This is a genomic window from Chryseobacterium kimseyorum (assembly GCF_025971945.1).
Classification (GTDB): domain Bacteria; phylum Bacteroidota; class Bacteroidia; order Flavobacteriales; family Weeksellaceae; genus Chryseobacterium; species Chryseobacterium kimseyorum.
In genome coordinates, this window is record NZ_JAPDHW010000020.1 from 1 (window position 1) to 17356 (window position 17356).

Annotated in this window: 19 protein-coding genes and 1 tRNA gene; 16 read left to right on the top strand and 4 right to left on the bottom strand. The window is 36.9% G+C overall.

From position 1 onward, the window contains the following. From OMO38_RS18195 to mce, 3 genes are all read right to left on the bottom strand, one after another. The coding region (locus OMO38_RS18195) for a DUF262 domain-containing protein (protein WP_264751608.1) at positions 1–728 on the bottom strand (728 nt) is incomplete at its 3' end. A 157-nt stretch (positions 729–885) separates the two neighbouring features. Further along, positions 886–959, bottom strand: a tRNA-Ile gene (locus OMO38_RS18200). Positions 960–1021: 62 nt separating this feature from the next. Beyond that, positions 1022–1420 carry a methylmalonyl-CoA epimerase gene (gene mce, locus OMO38_RS18205; protein ID WP_264751609.1) on the bottom strand — a complete coding sequence of 133 codons (399 nt, stop codon included), beginning with the start codon at positions 1418–1420 and terminating at the stop codon, positions 1022–1024. 89 nt (positions 1421–1509) lie between these two features. Here mce and rbfA point away from each other — a divergent pair, with 89 nt between their 5' ends. The 7 genes from rbfA (at position 1510) to OMO38_RS18240 (ending at position 9286) form a co-directional block, all read left to right on the top strand. Continuing rightward, positions 1510–1869, top strand: a complete 360-nt coding sequence (gene rbfA, locus OMO38_RS18210; RefSeq protein ID WP_264751610.1) for a 30S ribosome-binding factor RbfA — start codon at positions 1510–1512, stop codon at positions 1867–1869. A 6-nt stretch (positions 1870–1875) separates the two neighbouring features. Next, on the top strand, positions 1876–3081 hold the full coding sequence (locus OMO38_RS18215; RefSeq protein ID WP_264751611.1) for an ABC transporter permease: 1206 nt from the start codon (positions 1876–1878) through the stop codon (positions 3079–3081). Positions 3082–3130: 49 nt separating this feature from the next. After that, a complete protein-coding gene (locus tag OMO38_RS18220) occupies positions 3131–4906 on the top strand; it encodes an endonuclease (RefSeq protein ID WP_264751612.1) in 1776 nt (591 codons plus the stop codon). 62 nt (positions 4907–4968) lie between these two features. Next, positions 4969–5706: a shikimate dehydrogenase family protein gene (locus OMO38_RS18225; RefSeq protein ID WP_264751613.1), complete on the top strand. Its 738-nt coding sequence runs from the start codon at positions 4969–4971 to the stop codon at positions 5704–5706. A 71-nt stretch (positions 5707–5777) separates the two neighbouring features. Further along, positions 5778–7583: a DUF349 domain-containing protein gene (locus OMO38_RS18230; protein WP_264751614.1), complete on the top strand. Its 1806-nt coding sequence runs from the start codon at positions 5778–5780 to the stop codon at positions 7581–7583. Positions 7584–7643: 60 nt separating this feature from the next. Continuing rightward, positions 7644–8684 (top strand): bifunctional diaminohydroxyphosphoribosylaminopyrimidine deaminase/5-amino-6-(5-phosphoribosylamino)uracil reductase RibD, encoded by a 1041-nt coding sequence (gene ribD / locus OMO38_RS18235; RefSeq protein WP_264751615.1) that lies wholly within the window; start codon positions 7644–7646, stop codon positions 8682–8684. Further along, positions 8681–9286 (top strand): IMPACT family protein, encoded by a 606-nt coding sequence (locus OMO38_RS18240; protein WP_264751616.1) that lies wholly within the window; start codon positions 8681–8683, stop codon positions 9284–9286. Before ribD ends, OMO38_RS18240 begins: the two co-directional genes overlap by 4 nt. A gap of 3 nt (positions 9287–9289) precedes the next feature. Here the strand turns inward: OMO38_RS18240 and OMO38_RS18245 are convergent, their stop codons facing one another. Then, a complete protein-coding gene (locus tag OMO38_RS18245) occupies positions 9290–9979 on the bottom strand; it encodes a zinc metallopeptidase (RefSeq protein WP_264751617.1) in 690 nt (229 codons plus the stop codon). A 107-nt stretch (positions 9980–10086) separates the two neighbouring features. Between OMO38_RS18245 and OMO38_RS18250 the strand changes: the two genes are divergently transcribed. The 9 genes from OMO38_RS18250 (at position 10087) to OMO38_RS18290 (ending at position 17340) form a co-directional block, all read left to right on the top strand. After that, positions 10087–11211, top strand: a complete 1125-nt coding sequence (locus OMO38_RS18250; RefSeq protein ID WP_264751618.1) for a GTP cyclohydrolase — start codon at positions 10087–10089, stop codon at positions 11209–11211. Between the two features lies 1 nt (position 11212). Then, entirely contained in the window at positions 11213–11389 is a 177-nt protein-coding gene (locus OMO38_RS18255; protein ID WP_264751619.1) for a hypothetical protein, read from the top strand. A 121-nt stretch (positions 11390–11510) separates the two neighbouring features. Continuing rightward, positions 11511–11882: an NADH-quinone oxidoreductase subunit A gene (locus OMO38_RS18260; protein ID WP_263004757.1), complete on the top strand. Its 372-nt coding sequence runs from the start codon at positions 11511–11513 to the stop codon at positions 11880–11882. A gap of 101 nt (positions 11883–11983) precedes the next feature. Beyond that, positions 11984–12544, top strand: a complete 561-nt coding sequence (locus OMO38_RS18265; RefSeq protein WP_047447216.1) for an NADH-quinone oxidoreductase subunit B — start codon at positions 11984–11986, stop codon at positions 12542–12544. A 4-nt stretch (positions 12545–12548) separates the two neighbouring features. Next, on the top strand, positions 12549–13043 hold the full coding sequence (locus OMO38_RS18270) for an NADH-quinone oxidoreductase subunit C (protein ID WP_264751620.1): 495 nt from the start codon (positions 12549–12551) through the stop codon (positions 13041–13043). 62 nt (positions 13044–13105) lie between these two features. Then, positions 13106–14329 (top strand): NADH dehydrogenase (quinone) subunit D, encoded by a 1224-nt coding sequence (nuoD, locus tag OMO38_RS18275; protein WP_229985861.1) that lies wholly within the window; start codon positions 13106–13108, stop codon positions 14327–14329. Between the two features lie 190 nt (positions 14330–14519). Then, complete coding sequence (locus OMO38_RS18280) at positions 14520–15029, top strand: NADH-quinone oxidoreductase subunit NuoE family protein (RefSeq protein ID WP_047447219.1); 510 nt, start codon at positions 14520–14522, stop codon at positions 15027–15029. Positions 15030–15132: 103 nt separating this feature from the next. Beyond that, positions 15133–16488: an NADH-quinone oxidoreductase subunit NuoF gene (nuoF, locus tag OMO38_RS18285; protein ID WP_059125191.1), complete on the top strand. Its 1356-nt coding sequence runs from the start codon at positions 15133–15135 to the stop codon at positions 16486–16488. Positions 16489–16503: 15 nt separating this feature from the next. Beyond that, positions 16504–17340 (top strand): hypothetical protein, encoded by an 837-nt coding sequence (locus tag OMO38_RS18290; protein ID WP_264751621.1) that lies wholly within the window; start codon positions 16504–16506, stop codon positions 17338–17340. The last annotated feature ends 16 nt before the right edge of the window (positions 17341–17356 follow it).

Here is a 17356-nt window from a genome sequence, read left to right on the forward strand (position 1 = left end):
GCATTAATTATATCTCCTTTTTTATTAGCAAAATATCTAATAGGAATATTTTCAATTATTAAAAGTTCCCTTATTTTTTTCAATAATATTTCATCATTACCTCTTTCAAAATAAAATAACGTAGTTAAAGTCTCTTTTAATACTTTATCTTTCAGAACTTTTTCTTTAAAGAATGTATTTACATTATCAAACAAAAATTCGGCTCTTTCAATATCGGTATTCTTTAAGGGCGTTATTCCGGTATTATATCTTTTAAAGATCTCTTTCTTTATATCATCTTCAATAATATCATTTATTCCTTGCCGAGTATTAAAGCTAAATTCAATTATTCTCAACCTAGTCTCGTAAAACAAATCCCTAAATTTTAAATCGAGATTCTCAAAATTTTTATTGATGAATTCTTTTGAGTCTAGTTTTTTCAATCCACTCTTTTTGAGTTTGAAATCATTCGATAAAAAACGTAATATTGTTTCATATCTTTGTCTACCATCGATTATTTCTACTTTTGATACATTTCTAAAATATATTAGAGGTGGAATTTCTGTTCCTAAAAGAATACTTTCTATAAAATAGGTTGCTTTTTCATCATCCCACACATAATTTCTTTGATATGAAGGTTTATAGTTAGTGTTTTTTAAACGGTCTTCATTATTAAAAAGACTTTCTATTGAAACTACTTTGGCATCAATTTTAATTTTATTTTCAAAGATTTCTTTAATATTTGTCATAGAGTCTTATATTGTTAATGATAATGCAATTTATAAAATAAAGTTAAATTCTTATTTATTTAAATAACAAAAAAGATAATTAGAAATAACATCTTGCAGATATCTTGCAATGGAATAAAAAAAGACACTCACGTCTTTGTAAGTGTCTGATTTTCAGTGGTCCCACCTGGGCTCGAACCAGGGACCACCTGATTATGAGTCAGGTGCTCTAACCAACTGAGCTATAGGACCTCAAAATTTGGTTAAATTTTGTGTTTGCAAAAATAGTAAAATTTCTATCATTACAAAATTTTTTATCGCTTTTCTTGGCAAAGTTCTACCAGTACGCCATTTGTAGATTTAGGATGAAGAAAGACAACTAATTTGTTATCAGCACCTTCTTTGGGTTCTTCGGAGATAAACTGAAAGCCCTCTTTTTTTAATCTTTCAACCTCCTCTATGATATCCTCCACCCCAAATGCCAGGTGATGAATTCCCTCTCCTTTTTTTTCAATGAATTTAGCGATCGGGCTCTCTGTGTTGCTCGCCTCCAATAATTCAATTTTGCTCTCGCCTGTTCCATAAAAAGATGTGGTAACACCTTCCCGCTCTACACTTTCCTGCTTATAAGATTCTTTTCCCAAAAGCTTCGCGAACAGATCATCAGAAATACCCAACGATTTTACAGCGATACCAATATGTTCTAATTTCATAAATAATTCAATATAATTAAACTGTAATTTAATTGTTATTCAATAATCAAATCCACAATTCAAACAAATGTAGTAAATTTGCACAAATTATGGAAAGTAACAGACAAAGAAAAGTAGCACAGATTATACAGGAAGATTTCGCAGAATTGTTCCGCAAACAGTCGGCAGAAAGCAAGCAGAGCTTTTTGGTATCGGTTTCTGATGTAAAGATTTCACCGGATTTAGGGGTTGCTAAAATTTATTTAAGCATCTTCCCGCAGGAATTCAGAACTTCAATTATGAAAGAAATCGAGACGAATAAAGCGCAGTACAGAAATTTCCTTGGTCAGAAAATGGCAAAGCAGGTACGCGTCATCCCTCAGCTTAGTTTTTACCTGGATACGGCACTGGATGATGTGGAGAAACTTGAAAAAGAACTGAGAGGCGAAGGCGACAATCCTGTATTGTAAACCATCTTGAAGAACATCGCATTTTATATAGCTTCACGCTACCTTTTGTCAAAAAAAGGGAGTACAGCTGTTACGTTTATTACGTGGCTGGCGGTGGGCGCTATGACCGTAGCTGTCGCTGCAATGTTTGTCATCATCTCTGTTTTTTCGGGCCTTGAGGTTTTTAATCAGAATCTTATCTCAAATCTGCATGCTGATTTAACGGTAAAAAGTAGTTCCGGAAAAACTATTACTGATCTGAAAAAGATCAGCAATATTCTGAAAACGAATAAAGAAATCCTTCACTTCTCCAGAGTTATCGAAGAGAAAGTCTATCTTAATTACAATGGAAAAGGCGATATTGCCTATCTTCGGGGTGTAGATTCCGCCTACACGAAGGTTAACCCGATCGATTCGACTGTTTTTTACGGAAAATACCCAACCTTCGAATACTCCAATGAGGTCATCATGGAGAATTCTTTGGATAACAGACTTTCTATTCCAGTAGATTCCGTGAAAGATTTCGCTACCGTTTTTATGCCTAAATCGGGAACAGGAATCATCAACAAGGAGGAAGATATTTACAATAAAAAAAATATTTTGGTCACCGGTGTTTTTCCAGGGAACGATCAGCTTAATAATTACATTTTTGCACCTATTGAGTTATCCGAAGAGTTGCTACAGCTTCCGAAGAACTCCGCCTATCAGATTGTTATTAAGCTTAAAAATCCTGAACACGCTGACAGAATCAAAAAAGATCTGCTTTCATCTATTGGTAAAAGTGTTGACATTAAAACAAAACAGGAGGAGAATGCCGCTTTCTGGAAAATGATTAATACAGAAAAGCTTTTTATCTATTTAATTTTTGCGCTCGTAATTTTCATTACCACTTTCAATCTGGCCGGAGCGATTATCATCCTTCAGCTCGATAAAAAACTACAGGCAAAATCATTAATTTCGCTCGGATTTCCACTAAGTCATCTGCGAAAAACCTACTTCTACACAGGAATTCTGATTGTCGTTTTAGGTGTAATTTCCGGTTTAATTCTGGGAAGTGTACTTTGTTTTTTCCAGTTGTACACTGAATTTTTCAAAGCGGTAGAGAATGTACCTTTCCCCGTAAAAATAGTTGCTAAAAATTATCTTATTGTTGCCGCCACCGCCTCTTTATTTGGCATTTCTATTTCGTGGTTCTTCTCAAAAATAAGCAAAGACTACATTACTAAAAGTTAACATATTCCGGTTAACATTTTACGTAAATTTGCCTTCAAATTATTAAATAATGAAGCGAATATTACATTCTCTAGTATTAAGTATTTTTTTCATCAATACTTTTGCGCAGATTCCCACCGGCTATTACAGCACAGCAACTGGAACGGGAGCAACTCTGAAAAGCCAGCTGAACCTGATCATTACAGCCGGCCATCAGGACATGAGTTACCAAGGACTTTGGACTGCATACCAAACTACAGATCGGGATTATTTCTACGAAAATGACGGTTCTATTCTGGATATCTATTCTGAAAGACCAAACGCTGGAGATCCTTATAACTTTACAATCACTACAAACCAATGCGGATCTAATGGCTATGCCAACGAAGGAGACTGCTACAACAGAGAACACATTGTGCCTCAAAGTTTGTTCAACGAGGCTTCGCCAATGAGAAATGACATCCATTTTATCAGAGCAACGGATGGCAAAGTAAACGGAGAAAGATCAAATTATCCTTTTGGGATGGTTGGTAATGCATCTTATACCTCATTAAACGGTTCCAAAGTAGGAGCTTCAGTTTCTCAGGGATATTCAGGTACTGTTTTCGAACCCATTGACGCTTTCAAGGGTGATGTTGCAAGAATGATCTTCTACTTCGTTACCAGATACGAAACTCAATTATCCGGCTTTTTGTCAGGAAATATACTTGGAGGATCTGCTTTCCCGGGACTGCAGACCTGGGAATTAAATCAATTATTGACATGGCACGCTGCTGATCCGGTATCTCCGGAAGAAATCGCGAGAAACAATGCATCATTTTCGTTTCAGCAAAACAGAAACCCTTTCATCGACAATCCTGCTTATGTAGGATTAATCTGGGGAACTCCTGTAATAGACAATCAGGCTCCAACGGCTCCAACGAATCTTGTAGCAAACAACCCGACCATCAATTCAATAGCCCTAGCCTGGACTGCAGCGACCGACAACACTGCTGTTGCTGTTTACGACATCTATGCCAACGGTCTTTTAAAAACATCTGTTACAGGAACTACAGCTACGGTTTCCGGTTTAACGCCAGCTACCACTTACTCTTTCTACATCATCGCTAAAGACGGCTCTGGAAATTCTTCTCCGCAAAGTAATACTGCCACACAAACTACCCTTTCTGCTCCTGTAGGCGGAAGTTGCGGAACAGAAGACTTTTCGGGTATTCCGGGATCAGGAACAAGTTATGGTTTAAGAACTTGGACAAACAACAATATCACCTGGACTGCCACCGATGCGAGAGTTGACGAAACAATTACAGGTAAAGCAATCACGATTAGAAATGGTAATCTCAGCAGTACTGCTATTTCAGGCGGAATCCAAAGTCTAACGGTTACTACGCAGCTGAAATATTCCGGAACTGCTAACAATCTTAATTTAGAAATTAACGGCGTTGTTGTTGGAACCGTACCGTACAGCTCTGCAGTAACGACTACAACTATTAATAATATTAATGTTTCCGGTAATTTCACAGTTAAACTGATCAATCCTGTTTCTTCGAACAGAGTTGCGATTGATGATCTTAGCTGGTCATGTTTTGGTACTTTGGCTGTGAATGATCTTTCTAAAGAGAAATCATTCAGTATTTACCCAAATCCGGTGAAAAATCATGAACTGTTTGTAAAGGGCGAAAACCTAAACAAGATTCTGAAAGCTGAAATCTACGATCTGTCAGGGAAGTTGATTCAGCCAATAGCCAATCCATTTAAAACTTCAAACAAAATCAATCTTCACAAAATCAGCAAGGGTGTTTATATTCTGAAAACAGATAACACTTCTTCCAAATTCATGATAGATTAATTAAACAAAATATAATTTAACTTAAAGACCGATTTTCTCGGTCTTTTTTTTATTTTTGATCTATGGATTTCAATAAAAAACTCGGTCTCATCGGGAGAAACATTTCGTATTCTTTTTCTAAAAAATTCTTTGAAGAAAAATTTCAAAAGCAGATGCTTGATCATTTTTCATATGAGATTTTTGATCTTCAGGAAATTGATGAGGTGGAAAATTTATTTAAAGATTCTGAACTCCTGGGTTTCAACGTCACCATCCCCTACAAAGAAAAAATTATTGATTATCTGGATGATGTAAGCGACGAAGCCAGAGCTATTGGTGCCGTTAACTGTGTTTTGATTCATGAAGGAAAAAAAACTGGATATAACACCGATGCTTTTGGTTTTGAGAAAACACTGAAAATTCACAGAAAGCCTCACCAGAATACTGCACTGATTTTAGGAAGTGGCGGTGCCGCAAAAGCCGTTCAGTATGTTTTAACCCAAAGTGGAATTTCCACAAAAACAGTTTCGAGAAAATCTGAACTTAATTTTGAAAATTTAGATAAAGAAACAGTAGATCAGCACAAAATCATTGTGCAGTGCACCCCAGTGGGAACGTTTCCAAATACTGATGAATGCCTCAATTTTCCATTTGACGGACTCTCAAAAGATCACCTAGTGATTGACTTAATTTATAATCCGAACTACTCAAAATTCATACTCAAATCTGCTGAAAATGAAGCTAAAACAGTTAATGGCTATTACATGCTGGAACAGCAGGCAGAAAAAGCCTGGGAAATTTGGAATTTTAAAAAAAAATAACATAAATTAGTACTTTATTTGGCTTTTTGCTATATTTAGAAACTAAACGCCACTCACATAAAAGATTTGCTATGACTACAGAAAACAACCTTTCTGAAAACGAAGAAAACAAAATTTCTACAGAGGAAACTCAACAGGAAACATCTGAAATTACAGTTTCTTCTGAAGATACTGCACATGAGGAAGACAGTGAACATACTGAAGAACATGTAGATACAGATATTTCTCTCGCAGATGCCCTGAAGGAAATGGAAACAATCATCAATTCTAGCAATGCAGGAGAGAATTTCAAAAGATTCACTCTGTTGAAAGAAAAGGCAAATCATGCTATTCATGATGAGATTGAAGACAAAAAACATGAATACACCGACGCGGGAAATGCAGCTGAAAATTTCAGTTATGAACATCCTGCACAGTCTAAACTTTCTGCACTGATTCATATCTACAAAGAAAAACACGACGCTTTCCAAAAAGGGCAGGAAGAAGAGCAGAAAAAAAATCTTGATCACCGTCAGGAACTGATTGACAGACTGAAAAATCTTTATACCAATTCTGAGCCTGGAACCAACCTTTTCAAATCGATCCGTGAAATCAAAGAAGAGTGGTCAAAAGCAGGACAGGTTGCAAAATCTGAATTTAAAATCCTCAATAATAATTATTTCCACCACCTGAATCAGTTTTATCAGATGCTGGATTTAAATAAAGAATTTCTTGAGCAGGAATACAGCCACAATCTGGAAAAGAGACAGCACATCATTGCCCGCGCAAAAGAACTTGAAAATGAACCTGTTGTTCAGAAAGCACTCAATGAACTGCAGTATCTTCACAAACTTTGGAAAGAGGAAGCTGAACCGGTAGCTGAAGAATTCCGTGAAAAAACCTGGGATGAGTTTAAAGAAATCTCCAACAAAATTCACGAGAGAAAATCTGAACTTTCGGCAGCCATTGAAACTGAGCAGAATGCCAATTTCGAGAAGAAAAACGAAATTATCGCTGAGATTAAAAAATTATCTGAGCCAAAAGATACTCCTAACCACAATTACTGGCAGAACTCTATCAAAAGAGTTGAAGATCTCCGTTCTGAATTCTTAAAAACAGGAAGTGTTCCGCGAAAATTATCCAATAATAACTGGAATGATTTTAAATCGACACTGAGAAGCTTTAATACTACAAAAAACAATTACTACAAATCATTAAAAGGTTCCCAACAGGAAAATTTAGATGAAAAATTAAAGCTGATCCAGACTGCAAAAGACAATATGCTTTCAGAAGATTGGGATATTGCTGTTGCACTTTTCAAAAAACTCCAGGAAGACTGGAAAAAAATCGGTCACGTTCCAAAAAGTATGACCAACAAAATCTGGGATGAATTCCGTGAAGCATGCAACACCTTTTTTAACAATTACAGAGAAAAAAGCAGCGCTTCTACAGATAACTGGAAGGAAAATTATAAGCAGAAAAAAGAAATTCTTGAAGAGCTTAAAACCATTTCTGATGAAGAGGGAAGCATCGAGAAAATTGAAAACATTAAAACTGCATGGAACAATATTGGAAAAGTACCAAGAGATAAAATCGGAATCAATTCTGAATTCAATAAGACTTTAAGAGAGAAATTAAAGCTGAATAAAATTAATGAGCTTGAATTGAAAGAAGAAGGTCTATCTGAAAACCAGTTAACAGACAAAGCAAGAAAAATCAAGAGCCAGATTTCTGATCTTGAAGGCGAAATCGTAAAACTGGAAAACAATCTTGCTTTCTTCAAGAACCCTTCGCGAGAGAATCCTATGCTTGCAGATACTTACAATACCATTGACAGTAAAAAAGGCCACTTGGAAACTCTGAAGCAGAATCTTCACAATATTATTTCAGGAGACTAAAATATTTAATACAATTATACCAGGCGAAGCAAAGAAATTTGTCTTCGCTTTTTTCATATTATGCAGGACGAATTTTATATAAAAAGATGCATTGAGCTGGCTAAAAAAGCTACGGGAGATACTTATCCCAATCCTTTGGTGGGAAGCGTGATTGTTCATAATGGGAAAATCATTGGTGAAGGCTACCATCATAAAGCAGGAGAAAACCATGCTGAAATCAATGCCATCAATTCAGCCGAAGACAAAAGTCTGTTTGCGGAATCTACCATCTACGTTTCACTTGAGCCTTGTGCCCACTTTGGAAAAACTCCGCCCTGCGCTTTAAAAATTGTAGAGTCAGGGTTTAAAAAAGTCGTCATCGGTGCTATGGATTCTCACGACAAAGTGAATGGAAAAGGAAAAAAAATCATTCAGGAGGCCGGAATAGAAGTAATTTCCGGTGTTTTAGAAAAAGAATGTATTGATTTAAATAAAAGATTCTTTACTTATCACGAAAAGAAACGGCCATTTATCGTTCTGAAATGGGCACAGTCGGGCAACGGATTTATAGACAGAGATTTTAAACCAACCCAAATAAGCAATTCATTAACGAAACAGTATGTACACGAATTAAGAAATAACGAACACGCTATTTTAATAGGAACAATGACTGCTTTGCGTGATAATCCGAGTCTGACTACCAGAGAAATGACCGGCAGAAATCCTGTGAGAATTTTGATTGATATCGATTTAAAAGTTCCGATGGATTATCACATTTACAACAACGAAGCAGAAACTCTGGTGTTCAACTCTTTAAAAGATTCGGATGAAGACAATATCAGATTCATCAAAACAGGAAGAGCCGGCTTTATTGAAAATTTGATTAAAAAACTGTATGAATTACAAATCCAGTCGGTAATTGTAGAAGGTGGAAATGTAGTTTTACAGCAGTTTATTGATTCCGATTTATGGGACGAGACCATTGTTATTAAAAATGAAAATCTCCGGATTGACAACGGAACGAGGGCACCAAAATTTCAACATAAACCTTTTGAAATTAAACAATTCAGAGACAATGTAATGGAGTTTCATAAAAATTCAAATCAGATTTTTAAGAAATGATACACGAATACAAAACCATCGAAAAACCAGTTGAAAACACGCTTCTGAAAGAAAAAGGCAGCAAGTTTATCGGCTTTGCGTTTCCGGTGAATAATGAAACTGAATTAAAAAACGCTTTAGACAAAGTAAGAGCAGAACATCCCAAAGCAACGCACCACTGCTACGCATTCCGAATGGGCTTACATGGAGAAAACTACCGCGCCAACGATGACGGAGAGCCATCAGGAAGCGCTGGTTTACCCATCTACAATCAACTTTTAGCTAATGAAATTACTAATGTTTTAGTCATCACCGTTCGTTATTATGGAGGAACAAAACTGGGTGTTTCCGGTTTGGTGAAAGCATATAAGGAATCTGCTAAAATCACTTTGGAAGAGGCTGAAATTATTACTATAGAGCTAGAAACTGAGATTGAAATCCGGTTCAGTTTTAATCAGCAGAATGTAATTTTCACGTTACTTTCAAAATTTGATGCAAAAGTTTTACATTTTGATGCCGATGAAAACTGCATCCTAACCGCTTCCCTGAAAACAGCACAAAAAGAAAGCATCTCAGAAAAACTTTCTGAGATGCAACATATTTCGTTTGATTTTAAAGACTGAATTCTAATCTCTTCTGCCTCCCATTAGTAAAGAAGCAAAATAAAGAAGCTGAGCTAATGACCCCAGAGCAGCCACCAGGTAGGTTCTAGCCGCCCAGGTCAGACTGTCTTTTACGCCAACAAATTCTTCAGCTGTTACCGTTCCAGTGTCTTTAAGCCATTTCATCGCCCGGTTACTTGCGTCGTACTCTACCGGTAGCGTTATAAAAGCAAAAAGTGTCGTTAAGGCAAACATAATTACTCCGATTAGAAGTATGAGTTTATTTCCGCTCATTGCCATCACTACAATTCCTCCTATTAATACAAACTGCATTAAATTGGAACTGATGCTTACAACCGGAACTAATTTTGATCTCAACTGCAACATTGAATAACCTACTGCATGCTGTACAGCATGTCCGCATTCGTGAGCTGCAACCGCCGCTGCTGCCGCATTTCGCTGCATATAGACACCTTCTGAAAGATTTACTGTTTTGTCCTGCGGATTATAGTGATCTGTTAACTGTCCCGGAACTGAAATTACCTGCACATCATTAATTCCATTATCTCTCAACATTTTTTCTGCTACTTCTTTTCCTGAAAGTCCGTTTCTAAGATGTACGTTTGAGTAATACTCGAATTTAGATTTCAATCTTGAGGAAACCAGCCAGCTGATAAGCATCGAGATTCCTATAATAAGATAATAACCTGTCATTTTTTCTGAAATTTAATATATAATAATTCTATTACAGGATGTAATAACTGTGCCAAAGTATTCATAATTATTAATTATATTTGTGGTTGAAATTACCCCAAAATACTATGTCAGAAGTTTCAATTCTTGAAGTAAAAACACCTAACGAATTAAAACAATTTGTAAAATTCCCGATGGATTTGTACAAGAACAATCCTTATTATGTTCCGTCTTTTATTAAAGATGAATTGAATGTGTGGAATTCTCAGGAAAACCCAGCGTTGCAGTATTCCGAGGCAAAACAGTTTCTGGCATTTAAAAACAGTAAAATAGTTGGTAGAATCGCAGTAATCATCAACCATAAAGAAGAAAAGGAACTCGGCATCAGAAAAGTTCGTTTTGGATGGATCGATTTTATTGACGATAAAGAAGTTTCGAAGGCGTTAATTGATACTGCTATCAATTATGCCAGAGCGCATCAGATCGACAACATTGAAGGACCAATGGGCTTTACCAATCTTGACAAGGCGGGAATGCTGACTTTCGGATTTGAAAAAATCGCTACGATGATCGGAATTTACAACTATGAATATTACCCTCAGCATATTGAAAATCTCGGACTAGTAAAAGAAAAGGAATGGGTAGAATTTGAGATGAACTTCCCGAAAATTCTTCCTCCGAAAGTAGAAAAATTCAGCAAGCTGATCGCTGAAAAATACAACCTGAGAGTCTTGGATTTCCAAAGTAAAGAAGAGATTTTACCGTATGTGAAACCAATGTTTAAATTGCTCGACGAGACATATAAACATCTTTCCACCTATACTCCTATTTCCGAAGAACAGATAAAAACATATAAAGAGAAATTCTTCCCGATGATTGCTAAAAACTATGTGATCTGCGTAGTTGACGAGCATGATGAATTGGTTTCTTTTGCAGTGACGATGCCTTCTTATTCAAAAGCATTACAGAAAGCAAAGGGCAAACTTTTCCCGTTTGGCTGGTGGCATTTCATGCAGGCTCAGAAGAAAAATGACAGAGCCAATTTTTATCTGATTGGAATTCATCCGGAATATCAGAGACGCGGGGTAACGGCTATTATTTTTAAAGAGATCTTTGTGCGTTTCAACAATATGGGAATCGACTTCGCAGAAACCAATCCCGAACTGGAAGAAAATAAAAGCGTACAGGTTCTCTGGCAGGACTACAATCCTGTGAATCATAAAAGAAGAAGAACTTATTCGTTAAAATTCTGATATGAAAATACACCTTATCATTTTCGCAATATTAATTGCCGGATTTATCTCTTACAATCTCTTTTTAGAGTCTGAAGACGGACGTCTTAATACCATCATTAATATCCTGTACGCAAGTATACTTTTTGGTTACATATCCTTCATGGCGTTCACTCTCCTCAAAAAACTGAAGAAATAGATACTATTTTTATTGATTCTAAATTATCGGTTTTTCCCATTTTCATCAGACTTTTAAGTTGATTAATTTCATGCTTTATTGTTTATTGCCTAAATTTGCAACTTGAGATAATAATGTAAAAATGAATTTACCTGAAAGTTATATTCCAATACTTATACAAGCCGGTGTAGCCATTGGTTTTGTTGCCATTTCTTTGCTTGGCGCTCATTTTTTGGGTCCACAGCAGAAAAAAGGGAATTCTGTAAAGAACTCAAGCTGGGAATGTGGTATTCCTGTTGAAGGAAATGCAAGAACTCCATTCTCTATTAAATATTTCCTGACAGCAGTACTTTTTGTACTGTTTGATATCGAAATCGTATTCTTTTATCCATATGCAGTTAACTTCAGAGAATTCGGATTAGAAGGATTCTTTGCAGTACTAATGTTCGTTGCCATTTTCTTCCTAGCATTCTTCTATGTCTGGAAACGTGGGGCACTGGACTGGGATAAATAGTCATCATCATTTTAAATAAGAGATTTAGATAAACACAATCAGATTAAAGTTAACATTAACGGCAATTTGGAATCTAAATTAGAATATTAAAAATCAACAAAATGTCAGATCAAAAACCAATTATAAGAACAGATGCACCAGCTCCCGAAGGATTTGAAGGAGAAGGTTTTTTCGCAACAAAACTGAGCAGTGTGATCGGTATGGCAAGAAAGTTTTCACTTTGGCCATTGCCTTTTGCAACTTCTTGTTGTGGTATCGAATTTATGGCGACGCTTAACCCAACGTATGACGCATCACGTTTTGGTATGGAAAGAAACTCTTTCTCACCAAGACAGGCAGATATGCTGATGGTTTGCGGAACGATATCTAAAAAATTAGGCCCTGTTTTAAAAGAAGTATACACACAAATGGCTGAACCGAAATGGGTTGTTGCTGTTGGTGCTTGCGCTTCCAGCGGTGGTATTTTCGACAGCTACTCTGTTTTACAGGGAATTGACAAAATTATTCCTGTGGACGTTTATGTTCCTGGATGCCCGCCAAGACCGGAGCAGATTATTGAAGGAGTTATGCAGGTTCAAGCTTTGGCAGAAAGCGAAAGCATCAGAAGAAGAGATACTCCTGAATATCAGCATTTATTAGACTCTTATAATATTAGCAACTAAGAGAATGACGAACGAATTTGTATTAGAAGCCATTACAAGAGAGTTTCCTGAAACGGTAATTACCAGCTCAGAGCCTTACGGAATGCTGACAATTGAAGTTAAGAAAGAAGATATCAAAAAAGTCATTCATTATCTGAAAGACTCATCATTGGAAATCAATTTCCTTACCGACGTTTGTGGAATCCATTACCCGGAATTCCCAGATAAGGAAATCGGTGTGGTTTATCACTTACAGAATATGATGACCAACTTCAGATTACGTCTGAAGATTTTCATGACAAGAGAAAATATCGAGGTAGACTCTCTGACTGAACTGTATGCAGGAGCCAACTGGATGGAAAGAGAAACTTTTGATTTCTACGGAATTAAATTTAAAGGTCACCCGGATCTCAGACCTATTTTAAATATGGAAGATCTTGGATACCACCCTATGTTGAAAGAATATCGACTTGAAGACGGTACCAGAACCGACAAGGACGATGCAATGTTCGGAAGATAATATAGCCAATGGCGGATGGCAGCTAGCCAATAGCCAGAAGCAAATAGCTAAAAGCAAATATTATGAAAGATAACTCATTATCTAATATACTTAACCAACACGAAAGTAAAGAACAGATTGACGGGCAGTTATACACCCTGAATCTTGGTCCTACTCACCCTGCAACACACGGAATTTTCCAGAACGTGTTGACGATGGATGGAGAAAGAATTCTTCATGCTGAGCAGACCGTTGGTTATATCCACAGAGCTTTTGAGAAAATTTCTGAAAGAAGAAACTATTCTCAGATTACTACTCTTACAGACCGTATGAACTACTGTTCGGCTCCTATTAATAACTTAGGATGGCACATGACGGTTGAAAAACTCATCGGTATCAAAGTTCCAAAGCGTGTAGATTATATGCGCGTTATTTTAATGGAACTGGCAAGAATCGGTGATCATCTGATCTGTAACGGGGTAACCGGAATGGACGCAGGTGCTATTACAGGATTGACGTATATGTTCATCGAAAGAGAGCGTATTTACGATATGTACGAGCAGATTTGTGGAGCGAGGATGACAACAAACATGGGAAGAATCGGAGGTTTTGAAAGAGATTTCACTCCAAAATTCCATGAGTTGCTTAAAGATTTCCTAAAAACTTTCCCGGCAAGATTTGCAGAATTCGGTCAGTTGCTGGAGAGAAACAGAATCTTCATGGACAGAACCATTGGTGCTGGAGCAATTTCTGCAGAGAGAGCTTTAAGCTACGGGTTTACAGGTCCCAATTTACGTGCATCAGGTGTTGATTATGATGTAAGAGTTGCGGAACCTTATTCTTCTTACGAAGATTTTGACTTCATCATTCCTGTAGGAACTGCAGGCGATACTTACGACAGATTTATGGTTCGCCAACAGGAGATCTGGGAATCATTAAAAATAATTAACCAGGCTTACGATAACCTTCCTGAAGGACCTTTCCACGCAGATGTTCCTGACTTCTATCTTCCAGAAAAGGCAGATGTTTACCAGAAAATGGAAGCGTTAATCTACCATTTCAAAATTGTAATGGGAGAAACTGATGTTCCTAAAGGAGAAGTTTACCACGCAGTAGAAGGAGGAAACGGAGAATTAGGATTCTATTTGGTAAGCGACGGTGGTAGAACACCATACAGACTGCACTTCAGAAGACCATGTTTCATTTATTACCAGGCTTATCCTGAAATGATTACAGGTTCTGTGATTTCAGACGCCATCGTTACGATGTGTAGTATGAATATTATTGCGGGAGAATTAGACGCGTAAAATTGTATAAAGTATAATGTACTGATGTACAATGTACTTTAAAATATAAACAGTAAATAATTACCCAGTACTCTGTACTTTGTATATTTTACAACTGAATAGTTCCTAAAAGAACTTTTTAATTAAAATAAATTTAGAATTGAGCTTTTGAATCTCAAATTTCAAACCTCAAATCTCAAATCAGATAAAGATGAGCGAAACAATAGCTTTTAAACCGGAAAGTTTACAGCAGGTCCATAAAATCATGGCAAGATACCCTGAGGGAAGACAAAAATCTGCTCTTCTTCCTGTGCTTCACATTGCGCAGAAAGAATTCGGAGGTTGGTTAGACGTTCCTGTGATGGATTATGTTGCTGAATTATTGAGCATTAAGCCAATTGAAGTATATGAAGTTGCTACTTTCTATACCATGTTCAATATGAAACCGGTTGGTAAATATGTTTTGGAAGTTTGCAGAACGGGACCTTGTATGGTTTGCGGAAGCGAAAAAATATTAGACCACATCAGAACAAAACTGAACATAAAAGACGGTGAAACTACTGCCGACGGAATGTTTACCCTAAAGCCAGCTGAATGCCTTGGTGCATGTGGATACGCTCCAATGTTACAGTTAGGAAAGTTCTATCACGAAAATTTAACGATAGAAAAAGTAGACGAAATCCTTGATCTTTGCAGAGAAGGACAGGTTGACTTGGGCTAAATAAATTTTAAACAAATTAAAAGAAGCATAAAACTGTCACACTGAGCTTGTCGAAGTGTAAAGGCCAAAAGCCAGCAGCCAAATGCTAAAAGCATAATTAAAAATGAGTAAAAAACTTTTACTTAAAGACGCACACATAGAAGGCATCCGCTATTTTGAAACTTACCGTAAACAGGGAGGTTACACTGCAGCAGAAAAAGCCTTGAAAATGACACCCGAAGAAATTCTTGAAGAAGTAAAAGTTTCAGGTCTTCGTGGTCGTGGTGGTGCAGGTTTCCCAACAGGAATGAAGTGGAGCTTTCTGGCAAAACCGGAAGGTGTTCCGAGACACTTGGTAGTGAATGCTGATGAATCTGAACCGGGAACTTTCAAAGACAGATATTTAATGGAATTCCTTCCTCATCTTTTGATTGAGGGAATGTTGATTTCATCTTATACTTTAGGTTCAAATGTTTCTTATATCTACATCCGTGGTGAGTATTCATGGATTCCGGATATTTTGGAAGAAGCGATTGAAGAAGCTAAAGCTGCAGGATTTTTAGGTAAAAACATCTTAGGAACCGGTTTCGATTGTGAAATTTATGTTCAGAGAGGTGGCGGAGCTTATATCTGTGGTGAAGAAACGGCTTTACTTGAATCTCTTGAAGGAAAAAGAGGAAACCCAAGATTGAAACCACCTTTCCCGGCTGTAAAAGGACTTTGGGAGAGACCAACGGTTGTTAACAATGTTGAATCGATCGCAGCTATTGTTCCGATTATCGATATTACCGGTGCAGAATATGCAAAAATCGGTGTTGGAAGATCTACAGGTACAAAATTAATTTCTGCCTGCGGAAATATCAATAAACCGGGAGTTTATGAAATCGACATGACCATTACGGTTGAAGAATTTATTTATTCTGATGAATATTGTGGCGGAATTCCAAACGGTAAAAAGCTGAAAGCGTGTATTCCCGGAGGAAGTTCAGTTCCGATCGTTCCGGCAAACTTATTACTGAAAACCGTAAATGGTGAACCAAGATATATGAACTATGAATCTCTTGCTGACGGTGGTTTCGCTACCGGAACGATGATGGGTTCAGGAGGTTTCATCGTTTTGGATGAAGACCAGTGCGTTGTAGAACATACCATGACTTTGGCGAGATTTTATCACCATGAAAGTTGCGGACAGTGTACTCCTTGCCGTGAAGGAACGGGATGGATGCACAAAATTTTAAAGAAGATAGAAAAAGGAGAAGGAAAAATGGAAGACATCGATTTGCTTTGGGATATCCAGAGAAAAATCGAAGGAAACACCATTTGCCCATTGGGTGATGCGGCAGCATGGCCTGTAGCAGCAGCGATTCGTCACTTCAGAGATGAATTTGAGTGGCACGTGAAAAATCCTGAATTAAGTCAAACTCAAAACTACGGATTGGCCAATTATGCAGACCCTATCCCAGTTGCAGCAAGTAATTAATAGAGTCTCAAAGAATTGAAAAATATAATCGTTCTTTTATTATTAATCGGATTCAGTTCAGTTAATGTAAAAGGACAACAACAGGAGGAAAACAGCAGAGTTTTCAAAAAAGGAAGCTTCTTGGTGTTTTGGGGATGGAACAATGCAAAATATTCAAAATCAGATATTCACTTTAAGGGTGACGGTTATGATTTTCAGTTGGATAATGTAGTTGCAAATGACAGACAGACCAAATTTGACTGGGGAACCTATTTTAATCCGGGAAGCATAACAATTCCTCAGGTTAATTACAGGATTACCTATTTTCCGAAAGATAATTTAGGAATAACTTTAGGAATGGATCACATGAAGTATGTGATGGATCAAAACCAAACTGTAAATTTAAAAGGATATATCAATGATCCTAAATATGCAGGAATGGTGAACAATGGAACAGTAGACCTGAACAGTGGAGAATTTTTGACATTTGAACACACCGACGGTCTTAACTATATCAACATTGGAGCACAGAAATATCATAACGTTTTAAATAAAAAACATATTGCTATTTTAGCGAGCTACGGAGGTGGATTAGGTGCTTTACTACCAAAGTCTAACGTTCAGCTGATGGGAAATGAGAGAAGTGACAGATTCCATTTAGCAGGATTTGGAGTGGATGCCAGAGCTGCGGTGAGTGTGGTAATCATTAAGCATATTGTTCTTCAGGCAGAAGGAAAGCTTGGATACATCAATATGCCGGATATTAAAACAACACTGAACAATAAGCCGGATAAAGCCAATCAGGATTTTGTATATGCACAATTTAATGTAGGAATTGGATATACTTTTAATACGACAAAAAGATCAAAGTAATTTGATTTTAATTAAT

Excerpts from the sequence above, each read along its gene's own strand:
- mce (WP_264751609.1), bottom strand. The coding sequence starts at position 1,420 with ATGAAATTAGAACATATTGGTATCGCTGTAAAATCGTTGGGTATTTCT.
- rbfA (WP_264751610.1), top strand. The coding sequence starts at position 1,510 with ATGGAAAGTAACAGACAAAGAAAAGTAGCACAGATTATACAGGAAGAT.
- OMO38_RS18220 (WP_264751612.1), top strand. The coding sequence starts at position 3,131 with ATGAAGCGAATATTACATTCTCTAGTATTAAGTATTTTTTTCATCAAT.
- OMO38_RS18225 (WP_264751613.1), top strand. The coding sequence starts at position 4,969 with ATGGATTTCAATAAAAAACTCGGTCTCATCGGGAGAAACATTTCGTAT.
- OMO38_RS18230 (WP_264751614.1), top strand. The coding sequence starts at position 5,778 with ATGACTACAGAAAACAACCTTTCTGAAAACGAAGAAAACAAAATTTCT.
- ribD (WP_264751615.1), top strand. The coding sequence starts at position 7,644 with ATGCAGGACGAATTTTATATAAAAAGATGCATTGAGCTGGCTAAAAAA.
- OMO38_RS18240 (WP_264751616.1), top strand. The coding sequence starts at position 8,681 with ATGATACACGAATACAAAACCATCGAAAAACCAGTTGAAAACACGCTT.
- OMO38_RS18245 (WP_264751617.1), bottom strand. The coding sequence starts at position 9,979 with ATGACAGGTTATTATCTTATTATAGGAATCTCGATGCTTATCAGCTGG.
- OMO38_RS18250 (WP_264751618.1), top strand. The coding sequence starts at position 10,087 with ATGTCAGAAGTTTCAATTCTTGAAGTAAAAACACCTAACGAATTAAAA.
- OMO38_RS18255 (WP_264751619.1), top strand. The coding sequence starts at position 11,213 with ATGAAAATACACCTTATCATTTTCGCAATATTAATTGCCGGATTTATC.
- OMO38_RS18260 (WP_263004757.1), top strand. The coding sequence starts at position 11,511 with ATGAATTTACCTGAAAGTTATATTCCAATACTTATACAAGCCGGTGTA.
- OMO38_RS18265 (WP_047447216.1), top strand. The coding sequence starts at position 11,984 with ATGTCAGATCAAAAACCAATTATAAGAACAGATGCACCAGCTCCCGAA.
- OMO38_RS18270 (WP_264751620.1), top strand. The coding sequence starts at position 12,549 with ATGACGAACGAATTTGTATTAGAAGCCATTACAAGAGAGTTTCCTGAA.
- nuoD (WP_229985861.1), top strand. The coding sequence starts at position 13,106 with ATGAAAGATAACTCATTATCTAATATACTTAACCAACACGAAAGTAAA.
- OMO38_RS18280 (WP_047447219.1), top strand. The coding sequence starts at position 14,520 with ATGAGCGAAACAATAGCTTTTAAACCGGAAAGTTTACAGCAGGTCCAT.
- nuoF (WP_059125191.1), top strand. The coding sequence starts at position 15,133 with ATGAGTAAAAAACTTTTACTTAAAGACGCACACATAGAAGGCATCCGC.